This is a genomic window from Candidatus Zixiibacteriota bacterium (genome assembly GCA_035380245.1).
Classification (GTDB): Bacteria; Zixibacteria; MSB-5A5; order GN15; family FEB-12; genus DAOSXA01.
In genome coordinates this window covers 1-12,219 of record DAOSXA010000002.1, presented here as the reverse complement: position 1 = coordinate 12,219, position 12,219 = coordinate 1, and the positions used below count along the sequence as shown (strand labels likewise).

The 12,219-nt window shown below is 51.6% G+C and carries 6 protein-coding genes; 5 read left to right on the top strand and 1 reads right to left on the bottom strand.

Features of this window, described 5'->3' with window-relative positions:
- Positions 1-14 precede the first annotated feature (14 nt).
- Entirely contained in the window at positions 15-779 is a 765-nt protein-coding gene (locus tag PLF13_05255; protein ID HOP06684.1) for a DUF4412 domain-containing protein, read from the top strand.
- 242 nt (positions 780-1,021) lie between these two features.
- Here the strand turns inward: PLF13_05255 and PLF13_05250 are convergent, their stop codons facing one another.
- Positions 1,022-2,251, bottom strand: a complete 1,230-nt coding sequence (locus tag PLF13_05250) for a dicarboxylate/amino acid:cation symporter (protein HOP06683.1) — start codon at positions 2,249-2,251, stop codon at positions 1,022-1,024.
- A gap of 268 nt (positions 2,252-2,519) precedes the next feature.
- On the opposite strand from PLF13_05250, the gene PLF13_05245 reads away from it, so the two are divergent.
- The 4 genes from PLF13_05245 to PLF13_05230 all read left to right on the top strand — a co-directional run bounded on the left by PLF13_05245 (position 2,520) and on the right by PLF13_05230 (position 11,673).
- Positions 2,520-4,319: a thrombospondin type 3 repeat-containing protein gene (locus tag PLF13_05245; GenBank protein ID HOP06682.1), complete on the top strand. Its 1,800-nt coding sequence runs from the start codon at positions 2,520-2,522 to the stop codon at positions 4,317-4,319.
- Between the two features lie 246 nt (positions 4,320-4,565).
- Entirely contained in the window at positions 4,566-7,262 is a 2,697-nt protein-coding gene (locus PLF13_05240; GenBank protein ID HOP06681.1) for a thrombospondin type 3 repeat-containing protein, read from the top strand.
- 193 nt (positions 7,263-7,455) lie between these two features.
- The gene (locus PLF13_05235; GenBank protein ID HOP06680.1) at positions 7,456-8,397 is read left to right on the top strand and encodes a hypothetical protein; all 942 of its coding nucleotides are present in this window, start codon (positions 7,456-7,458) and stop codon (positions 8,395-8,397) included.
- Between the two features lie 174 nt (positions 8,398-8,571).
- Positions 8,572-11,673: an SBBP repeat-containing protein gene (locus PLF13_05230; protein HOP06679.1), complete on the top strand. Its 3,102-nt coding sequence runs from the start codon at positions 8,572-8,574 to the stop codon at positions 11,671-11,673.
- Positions 11,674-12,219 lie beyond the last annotated feature (546 nt).

The window sequence follows — 12,219 nt, the reverse complement described above, 5'->3', positions numbered from 1 at the left end:
TTAAGGAGGATGTGGTGACACCGTCCCAAAAACGTTACTTCACTTTCAGCTTGGCCCTGATCCTTCTCATGGCCATGGCTTCCATCGCTAATGCCGCCGCTCAGCATTTATTGATGGAGAATCATGTCGATGCTTACCAGGTTGCCGGTCAGACCATTCCGGATAAAACCGATACCACGGAATACTGGCTTGAGAACGGCAACGCGCGGGTAAACATGGGTGACAGCGCCAGCTTCATTTATCACAGCGAAACCAAGACCATGTACGGTCTGAACCATGTCGACAAATCATATTTCGAATTTTCCGTAGGTGATTTTGAGTCTTTGCTTGAGCGTGAAATGGGCGCCGATGCCGGTCCGATGATGGAACAAATGAAAGCGATGTTCCAGGTCAAAGCTACCGTCACTCCAACTGAAGAGACGAAGAAAATCGACGACTGGAACTGCACCAAATATCTGTCAAAGGTAGAACTGATGGGAACGGTTGTCCCCACTGAAATTTGGACTACCACCGACATCAATATGGATGCCAATATCTACAGCATCGCCAGCAATGCCATGAAGGCTATCCTCCCGGGATTCGATGGAATGATGGCTGAACTCGAGAAGATCAAGGGTGTGACGGTTGAAAGTAGTTCGGAGACTAACTTCAACGGGATCGTTATGAAAACCCATTCCAAATTGATTAAGTACGAGGAAGCGAGTGCTCCGACAGGTGCCTATACTGTTCCGGAAGGCTATAAAAAAACCGATATGCAGATGCCCGGCGGCGGCAAATAGAGATCCACATCGGTCTAAATGTAACAGCGCCGTTCCGGTCTATCCGGAGCGGCGTTTTGCACTCTATGGTGTCTATTGAAGAAGCCTCACGCGCGAATGGCCAGCAAGACACGTCTGTAATGCAGTCGACACAAGACCGCCCGCTACGCGAGGTTAGAGCCCTGCTTCGCATAGCGGGGGAGTTTGTCTCCCCGGCAGAAGGTGTCGCGCGGAATTTCTTACAACAATCGCTAAGGCTGGAGTTACTTCCCGGCTTCCGACCGCATTTCCTTTGTTTCGCCGATCACTGCAGCGCCAACCGCATCGCCCCAGACATTGATAGTAGTGCGACAGCGGTCAAGAAACCAGTCAACCGCCCAGATCAGTCCGATCCCTTCAAGCGGTAAACCGACCGCCCCGAGTACGAATACCATCGTAACCGTACCGGCATGCGGGATACCAGCAGCCCCAATTGAGGCCAGAGTTGCCGTCAGGAAGATTACTACCTGTGCTCCCAGGGTAAGGTCCACCCCATATATCTGAGCGATGAACAGAGCTGCCACCGCTTCGTACAAAGCGGTCCCGTCCATATTGATCGTCGCTCCGAGCGGCAGAACAAACGAAGCGGCACGGCCATCGACACCGTTTTTCTCTTCTACCGCTTCCATCGTAATCGGTAAAGTGGCCGAAGATGAAGCGGTGGTAAACGCGGTCGTAAGCGCCTGACCCATGTTAACGAAATACTCCCAGGGATTTCGTTTACCTAAAAGCTTTAAAATCAACGGCAGGATTACTACGCCGTGAATGGTCAGTCCGGCGATTACCGTGAAGGCGTACCATCCCAATCCCGTGATCAACTGGTCGAGAGAGTCACGTTCGCGCGCCACGATTCCGCCAATCAATGCCATAACACCGAGCGGAGCAAAATAGATGATTATCGTCACCAGCTTCATGATCGCCTCGTTAAGGCCGTCAAAAAAAGCCAGCACCGGTTTCCCCTTTTCTCCTATCGTTACCAGCACACCACCAAATAGAAGTGAGAAAACGATTAATGGAAGAACCTGTCCTTCCGCTGCGGCTTTAACGATGTTTGCAGGGATAAGCCCCATAATGACATCGATCAGGCTCTTTTCACGGCTGGCCTCGACCAGATCCGGCACATAAGCGCCGAAGCTCTCGACTCCCGTCCCCGGACGCACCACATTGACCAGAATAAGCCCGATAACCACCGAGAAACCGGTCGTAACGAGATAATACAACAAGGTCTTACCGGTAGTGCGCCCCAGTTTGCGAACGTCACCGAGCGAAGCCACTCCGACGATCATGGAACAAACGATTAACGGCACCACGATCATCTTCAGGGCGTTAAGGAACAACTCACCGACAAAACTGATCGCCGCAAACCAGTCGCTCAGGAAATATCCCCCAACAGCACCGGTCACGGCGCCAACGATCATTCCAATCAGTATGATATTGCCGGTTCTCTTATCCATTATCTCCTCTCAGTACGAGATCTTAAGCAGTCGTATCGTTTACGATTATAGAGACACAGGCAGCTTCGCACAACCAAAAGATATGTGGAGAAACGTTCCCACCCATATCGTGGTGCGCGCTATCCAGTTTTTGTCTCTCTTTGGCCTTGACACAATTCCCCATCGTTTGTTATTTATTGTTGTCAACTTGCAAAAGACCCGGACTATAGTCGAACAAACCAAGCTCTGGTGGCTCATACCGCCTAATACCTCACAAGGAGGAGCCAGCATGAGAGGATTCCTAAATCGGTTGATGATCGCCCTCCTCGCCCTGGTCTGCACCGGACAGGCTGCTGCCGAGGATATCGAATTCATCGTGGACAATGTCGAAGGATTGACGTCTGCGGGGAGATTCCCGACGGACAATATCGTAACATACAATATCCGCCTGACGAACGAATCCGGCACCAACCTCAAAGGATTCACCAACGGACTTCGGTTCTACTCTCCCGACGGCGCTACCTGGAACACGGTTACGGCGGATTCCACGGGCGTCATAGGTAAAGACATCTTCGATCTCATCTTCTCTATAAACCATCGTGTAACAGGCTCCGGCGCCGACACCGTCGGTTTCGCCGGGTCGATTATGTTCAGTTCGGGACTGGCGAGCCCCTTCAGCGAGATCGCCTACACCGTTGACGTCGGTCCGATCGATGATGCCGACAACGGCAAAACCATCTGCGTTGATTCCACGTACTTCCCCCCCAGCGGTCTCTGGCTATGGGTTATGCTGTCCAAGGATTACGACGCGATCCCAGCCTGGAACGGTCCCCTCTGCTATACGATCGATGCCTGTTGGGACGACCCGAACGACAGCGACAGTGACGGTATTGCCGATGCCTGCGACAACTGTCCCGCGATAAGTAATGTCGATCAATCCAATGTCGACGGTGATGACTACGGCGATGTGTGCGACAATTGCCCCGACGTTGCCAACGACGATCAGGCCGACACCGACGGTGACGGTATCGGTGATGCCTGTGACGAATGCACCGATACGGACGGCGACGGTTTTGGGAATCCCGGTTTCGCGGCCAATACCTGTGCTGAGGATAACTGCCCGGACGTCTACAACCCGGACCAGTCCGACGTTGACGCCGATGACTACGGTGATGCCTGCGATAACTGTCCCAATGACGCCAACCCCGGCCAGGCGAACGCCGATGGCGACAACTACGGTGACGCCTGCGACAACTGCCCTGATATTGACAACAACGATCAGATTGACAGCGACGGCGACGACTACGGTGACGTCTGTGATAACTGTCCCAATGATGCCAACAGCGGCCAGGAGAACACTGACGGCGACGATTACGGCGATGCCTGCGACAACTGTCCGGCCGTAGCCAACAACGATCAGGTCGACACCGACGGTGACGGTATCGGCGATGCCTGCGACGATTGCACCGATACGGATGGCGATGGTTTTGGAAACCCGGGATTCGCCGCCAATACCTGCGCCGAAGACAACTGTCCCGACACATATAACCCGGACCAGGTGAATGCCGACGGCGATGACTACGGCGATGCCTGTGACAACTGCCCCGACGTAGCCAACAACGACCAGACCGACACGGACGGCGACGGCATCGGCGATGCTTGTGACGAATGCACCGACACGGACAGCGACGGCGTCTGTGACGAAGTAGATAATTGTCCGTTCGTCTACAACGAGGATCAGATCGACACCGATGAGGACACCTACGGCGACGCTTGCGATAATTGCCCGGAAGACTACAATCCGGACCAGGCCGACACCGACGAAGACGGCCTTGGCGATGCTTGTGACGGTTGCTGCGAGGGGATTCGCGGTGACGTCAACTATGACGGCCTATACGAACCCGATATTCGTGATCTGGTCTATCTCGTGGAGCACATGTTCCAAAACGGATTCGACCCGCCATGCTTTGAGGAAGCCGATATCAACGCTGACGGCAAAGAGCGTATTGACATCAGTGATCTGGTATGCCTCGTATCGTATATGTTCCATTACGGGGGGGATTATCCGCTCCCGGATTGCCCCTGGTAATTCGCTTCTTATTCCGACCCAGTTTGAGGAACGGCCGGCGCTATTTGCGTCGGCCGTTTTTTATACTCTCCGCACCGGATTATCCTGCGTATAGCCCTTCGCATCACATTCAGTGACATTAATATGGCTTGACAAAACTTCCAGCGGGTGGTTAGTTATAATTGTCAAGTCGCAGAAATCCGTACATCAGAATAACCAAGCACATGGTGGCTCATACCGCCTAACCCCTCACAAGGAGGAGCCAATATGAGAGGTCTCCTGTATCGGTTGATGATCGCTCTCCTCGCCTTGGTCTGCGCCGGACTGGCCGTTGCCGAGGATACCGAATTCATCGTGGACAACGTCGAAGGATTGACGGCGGCGGGGAGATTCCCTACCGACAATGTGGTTACGTTCAACATCCGCCTCACCAACAACTCCGGCACCAATCTTAAAGGATTCACCAACGGGCTGAGATTCTACTCACCCGAAGGAGCGACCTGGACTACCGTAGCAGCCGATTCCACCGGCGTTATTGGCAAGAGCATTTTTGATCTGCTGTTTACGATCAACCATCGTGTGACCGGCTCGGGAGCCGACACGGTCGGTTTTGCGGGATCGATCATGTTCAGCACCGGCCTTGCCAGTCCCTTCAGCGACATCGTTTACACGGTTGATGTAGGACCGATTTCGGATGAGTACAACGGCAAAACCATCTGTGTCGACTCATCGTACTTTCCCCCCAGCGGTCTCTGGAAATGGGTCATGTTTTCCAAGGATTACGACCAGATCCCTTATTGGAACGGCCCGCTTTGTTATACTATCGACGCTTGTTGGGATGATCCCAACGACAGCGACGGCGACACCTGGGCCGATGCCTGCGACAATTGTCCGTACGTAAGCAACGTCGATCAGGCCGACGGCGACAACGACGGTTACGGTGATGTATGCGACAACTGTCCGGACATTTACAATCCCGATCAGGCCGATCCGGACGGTGACGACCGAGGCTCCCTCTGCGATAACTGTCCCAATAACTATAACCCTAATCAAAACGATTCCGACGACGATGGTTTGGGTGACGCCTGTGATGCCTGCCCCAACGATCCGGACAACGATATCGACGGAGACGGCATCTGCGGGGATGTCGATAACTGCGTAGATACCTACAATCCGTATCAGGAAGACGCCGACGGGGACGGCATCGGTGATGTCTGTGACGAATGTACCGACACCGACAATGATGGTTTCGGCAATCCCGGTTTCGCGGCCAATACCTGCCCCGATGACAACTGTCCTTACGTCAGCAATCCCGGCCAGGGGGATGTTGACAACGACGGCGTGGGCGATGCCTGCGACAATTGTATCCTCGATCCGAATGCGGGTCAGGAAGACGCCGACGGTGATGATGTCGGCGATATTTGCGACAATTGTCCCACTGAAGCCAACCAGAATCAAAACGATGCCGACTCCGATGACGTCGGTGACGTTTGCGATAATTGCCCCGATATTGCCAACACCGGCCAGGAGGATGTCGACAACGACAATGTCGGTGATATCTGCGATAATTGCCCCGATGTCTCCAACACCAACCAGGCTGATACTGATGGAGACGACGTCGGAAACGTCTGTGATAACTGCCTTACTGTCCCCAACAACGGCCAGGAAAACGCGGACGGCGATAATTACGGCGATGTTTGCGACAATTGCCCCGATGTGGTCAACAACGATCAGAACGATACCGATGGAGATGGTATCGGCGATGCCTGTGATGAATGTACCGATACCGACAACGACGGTTTCGGCAATCCCGGTTTCGCGGCCAATACCTGTCCCGAGGACAACTGCCCCGACATCTATAATCCGGACCAGAACGATGTCGACAGCGACACCTACGGTGACGCCTGTGACAACTGCCCGGAAGAAGCCAATCCTGATCAGTCCGACGTGGACGCTGATAATGTCGGCGATGTCTGCGACAACTGCCCGACCGATCCCAACACCGAGCAGGATGATGCCGACTCCGACACCCACGGTGACGTTTGCGACAACTGCCCCGATGTGGCCAACACCGACCAGGCCGACGGCGATTCCGATAACGTCGGAGACGTTTGCGACAACTGCCCGGATATGGCCAATACCAACCAAAACGATGTCGACAACGATACCTACGGTGATGTCTGCGACAATTGCCCGAACGAAGCCAACACTGATCAGTCAGACGTAGACTCAGACGATGTCGGCGATGTCTGTGATAATTGTCCCAATGACGCCAACACCGGACAGGCAGATGTCGACTCAGACGATGTTGGCGATATTTGTGACAACTGCCCGAACACGCCTAATAACCTGCAAACCGACACCGATTCCGACACCTGGGGCGATGCCTGTGATAATTGCCCTGAAGTCGCCAACTACGACCAGGCCGATCGGGACGGCGACGGTATCGGCGATGTCTGCGATGCCTGCCCCGACGATTACTACAATGACCAGGATGGCGACGGCGTCTGTGGCGATGTCGACAACTGCCCGACTATTTACAATAATGACCAGAACGATATCGACGAAGACACCTACGGTGACGTTTGCGACAACTGTCCCGATGAATATAATCCCGGTCAGGAAGATGTTGACGAGGATACCTGGGGCGATCTCTGTGATAACTGCCCCGAGGCTTACAATCCGGACCAGGCCGATACCGACGAGGACGGCATCGGAGACGTTTGTGACGGATGCTGCGAAGGTTTCCGAGGCGACGTCAACTATGACGGTCTTGAACAACCGGATGTTCGTGATCTGATTTATCTCGTTGATTACATGTTCGGTAACGGACCGGAGCCACCGTGCTTTGAAGAGGCCGATGTTAATGGTGATGGAAATGAGAATATTAATATCGGTGATATGGTCTACCTTGTAGTCTATATGTTCCAGGGTGGTGAACGTCCCCCTGACTGCCCCTGGTAATTTTACCTATTTATGCGGCCATCCCCTGGTGGGATGGCCGTTTTTTTGTATCCAACTGGCCTGATAGTCGTTGTGAAGGCTTGACCTAATTCTGTCGATGTATTAGTTTATGGCGTACCGATCTGGAAATACTACTAGAAGTGGTGAAAATACCCGAAAGACGGGCCAATACGACCGTCGAATAATCTGGCCTATGAACAAGAAATCAGAAACACACAGATTGTTGATATTGCCAAGTCTGGTCATTTTTATCCTCTTGGCTGTTGGCATTTCACAAAGCCAGGTTTCAGCTATCCTTGATATTTCAGTCCCCGATACAACCGCTCAGCCGGGTGAGACGGGACTAGAGATTCCGGTTTATTTTAAGAATTACCAGGACACCGTAGCCGGATTTGCCCTTTGGTTCCAACTCAGTGAATCGGGTAAGGTTGAATTGCGACCGGATATTGTGACTGAGGGCACTCTGATTGAGAATTGGGAGTATGTCGAAAGCCGGAGTGTTAGCGGTCAACCTCTGGATGTAAGAGTTGCGGCCATTGCGAACCTGCCGGCGGCTCCCACCACCCCGGGGATTGCTCCCCAAATCGATGATATTCCCCTTCTGATACTTGTCATAGATGTCGATCAAATTCCGGATTCCACAACGGATAGAACGGTTAATATCAATATCAACGATGACCAGTTGTTCAATTTCAATTTCTCTGATCCATCCGGCTATTCGATCGGCACTATCAGGGATTCCGTGCTGGATACCGCTTATTACGTTTGCAATCTCTGGGATGGAGACACTTGTCTTGACTGGGAAGTGTATTATGAACCGCAAGGCGAGAATGATTCCATCGTACCTTATTGGAATTACTATAGTTATCTCGACTCCGCCAATGTTTATGTCTCTGATGGGTCGATCACCATTACAGGTGGCTATGTATGCGGAGACATAAATAACAGCGGGGCCGGACCAGACATATCCGATCTGGTCTATCTTGTAACCTGGATGTTTTCACAAGGTCCGCCGCCGCCGGTTATGTCTGCAGGGAACGTAAACGGCGAAGGCAGCATAGACATATCAGACCTTGTTTATCTTGTTAATTTCATGTTTCAGCAGGGCTCTCCGCTCACCTGCAGCGGAATATAAACTGCTCCAATGAGCAGCCAGAATGATTCGTTGGAATGCGAAGAGAGGCTTGAATGCCATAATCGCATTCTCATTGATCAAGGTTTTCGTTGACTTCGAAGCAGTTAGAGGGTATCTTGGATTTGTCCGCCCGGAACATTTAGCATCGCCATGATCTGGCATCTTGGGAAACGAATGGAAAGAGTAACCAAACTTCTCACCGTTCTTGTGGCGTATCTGATAATTTTAATCATATCCATTTGCGGAACGGCCAATGCCGTTGCCACCCCGCAATTATTGGATGGTGATGCTCTGGAATTATGTGCGAGTAACCTGCTTTTTATTCCCAACCATGGTCAATTCTCGTCCTTAATTGATTATCGTGCCGATGTTTCCCGTTCAACCATCTGGTTTTCTCAATACGGCGTCTACCTGCAGTTATTCGACTCAACTGTCTCAGATTTACCAATCGATCCTTTTGATCAGAGTGGATTTAACGTTGAGGAATCCGGCGATCCCGTCGACTACGTTCTGATACGACTGGAACCTGTAGACGGTGACCTGAGCCGTCCGGCAGGAACGACTGCAATCCGCGGCAATATAAACTATTTCCGAACTAATAATCCGGCCAATTGGGTCACGGGAGTACAGGCTTATGATGGTCTCCTGTACGACGATGTTTATCCGGGCATCGATCTTCGATTCAAAAACAGTAACAAGCGTCTCGAATACGATTTTGAAATCGGCAGTGGTGTTTCACCGGACCCGATAAGAATGAGATACTACGGTGTTGACTCACTCTACCTTTCGGCCGACGGTGACCTGGTAGTTGTAACAGAGCTTGGCGAATTCTTCGAATACCGGCCACTCATCTACCAATTCGACGGTGAGGAACAAGTTCCGGTCGAGGGCTCATTCGTCATATATGATGACAACAGCTTCGGCTTCAGCATCTCCCCCCTATATGACACCGGTAAACCTCTGGTTATCGACCCTGTGTTGACTTTCAGCACTTATTTTGGCGGCGTGGGTAATGACATTAGCCGCGCCTTAGCACTCGATGATGATGGCTATGTCTATGTAACCGGCTATGTCAAGTCGGTCGACTTCCCACTCATAGATCCGTACGATCCGGTCTATCATGGCGAGGCCCTCGATAATTATGACGCCTTCATAACAAAAATATCCCCTGACGGTGATACGGTAATTTACAGTACCTTTTTAGGTGGTTCCGACGGCGACGACAAGGGTTTTATGATCAAGGTAGACGGCACCAGCGCAGCCATCATTGCCGGAGCTACGGCCTCGACCGATTTTCCCACTGTCGGTGCTTTACAGAGCACTAACGCCGGTGGTCAGGATGGATTTATAACCAAGTTGACACCGGCGGGTGATGCCCTTGCTTTCAGTACCTACTTCGGCGGCAGCGCCTACGATGTTTGTATTGGGCTCGATCTGGATTCCGGTTCTAAAATCTACTTCGCCGGTCACACCCAATCGGCAGATCTCCCCACAGCCGGAACACCTTACGACGGCGCTCTCGACGGCGCCCGAGATGGTTATTATGCCGTTATGGCGGCTGACGGCTCAGCGCTTGAATATGTCACGTTCATAGGCGGAACTGATGAGGATTATGCCGTAGCCCTGGCTGTCGATGAGGCTCTGCGTGTTTATCTGACCGGCTATACAGCCTCAACCGACTTCCCGATCTTTAATGCCGCTTATCCCACTTTCGCCGGCGGCAACCATATCGGTGACGCTTTCGTGACTTGTTTTGAGACGGGTGGCGCTTCGTTGGTCTATAGCACCTATCTGGGAGGAGCGGTAGACGATTTCCTTCTGACGATCGGTTTGGACAGCTTATCTCAAGCCACCGTAGGCGGGTACACATATTCCAATTCTTATCCTACCGTCAACGCTTATGACGCCACTTTTACCGGCTATTACAAGGCAATTGTTACTCAGTTGAATCCAACCGGTGATACGGTTCGCTTCAGTACTTATCTGGGTGGGTCCGGCGATGAAGTAATCTCAGGACTTGCTATATCAGAAAACGGCTATGTTTTTGTCACCGGCAACACCACTTCCATGGATTTCCCAACCGAAGAAGCTTTTGATCCGCTCCTCGATGGCGGTTCTGACGCGTTTCTGACCTGTTTTTCACCGGATGGTGGTGCTTTAGCTTATTCAACTTATTATGGCGGCACCGGCTATGATTTCGGTTATGGCCTGGCCGTCGACCAGAATCGCAATGTATTCTGGTCCGGATACACCAACTCCATTGATATTGATCCGATCGGCGCCCTTCAGGATACTATCGCAGGAGCTTACGACCTGTTCTTCGCCCGCGTAGACTGGCAGGAATACATCTGTATTGACTCTGATAACGATGGTTTTGGCGATCCCGGTCATCCTGAAAATATGTGCCCGGACGACAATTGCCCTTACACTCACAATCCCCTCCAGTCCGATTCCGATGCCGACGGCGCCGGCAATGCCTGCGACAACTGCAACGATCTCTATAATCCCGATCAGTCGGATTATGACGGCGACGGCCTCGGCGATTCCTGTGATGTCTGTACCGATTTCGATAATGACGGCTATGGAGATCCCGGTTTTCCCGAAAATACCTGTGAAACGGACAATTGCCCCGACAATTACAATCCCGGGCAGGAAGATACCGATGGTGACGGAATCGGTGACCTTTGCGATGAATGCACCGACTCCGACGGCGATGGCTACGGTGATCCGGGGTATTCCGCCACTACCTGCACTCTCGATAACTGCCCCGATATCTATAATCCGGATCAGGAAGACCTGGACGGAGATGGTGTTGGTGACTCCTGCGATATATGCCTCGAAACCTACAATCCCGGCCAGGAAGATTTCGATGCCGACGGCTTAGGCGATTCCTGTGACACCTGTACTGATTATGACGGAGACGGTTACGGCAATCCCGGTTTCCCGGCCAATACCTGTGATAATGACAACTGCCCATATACTTACAACCCGGACCAGATCGACACCGATGGAAACGGAGTTGGTGATGCCTGTGACTCGGGGTGTTGTGTCCCGCCTATACGAGGCAATATCGACAATGATCCGGCTGAGGAAATCTCAATCAGCGACCTTGTCTACATGGTCAATTACTTATTCAACGGCGGCCCTCCACCTCCTTGCATGGAAGAAGCCAATATCAACGGAGAAGGCGCCTCCGACAATCCGGATATTACCGATCTGATACACATGGTCGACTATATGTTTTCCAGTGGTCCGCCACCGGCAGACTGCCCATAATTTTGCCCTCCTCACTAAACTCACGTTAGTTATATGACAGCTTATATATTGACCCACTGAGCTGTTACAGTTTGTGAAGCATTTCACCATATCCCAAGTTGATCGCCCTCTCCGAGACAAAGATCTCTAACCGTTCATTAAATACCACTAATTACATCTTACATTACATATTCGAGCACTCCCAATAATACCATTTATTGGATCATATAGCTCTATTATTAGATCGATTTCCAGCTTTTAAGACGAGCCCGATTCTATTCTAATGAATACCCTTCAATTCGACTTCATTGACTTGCTTCAGCAGGTACGGTATGTGAATATAATCACAATATTGACGCTAAAAAGACCTTCTTCAAAGCGAGCTTGCTTGTGACATAATTCACGATATAGCTTCCTGATTACGGTTTCGATATCCATTCTATATATATCCATCGGGGGAGTGATTCAGGTCTTCCCTGTTGGCCTTTCACAGCACTATCAACAACAGACGATTTTACCACTCCGAATTTCGTCACCAGGCGGTTTTGCCTTTTTTTTGCCTGCTGT

Coding starts and splice junctions, on each gene's coding strand:
- PLF13_05250 (HOP06683.1), bottom strand. CDS start 2,251: ATGGATAAGAGAACCGGCAATATCATACTGATTGGAATGATCGTTGGC.
- PLF13_05245 (HOP06682.1), top strand. CDS start 2,520: ATGAGAGGATTCCTAAATCGGTTGATGATCGCCCTCCTCGCCCTGGTC.
- PLF13_05235 (HOP06680.1), top strand. CDS start 7,456: ATGAACAAGAAATCAGAAACACACAGATTGTTGATATTGCCAAGTCTG.
- PLF13_05240 (HOP06681.1), top strand. CDS start 4,566: ATGAGAGGTCTCCTGTATCGGTTGATGATCGCTCTCCTCGCCTTGGTC.
- PLF13_05230 (HOP06679.1), top strand. CDS start 8,572: ATGGAAAGAGTAACCAAACTTCTCACCGTTCTTGTGGCGTATCTGATA.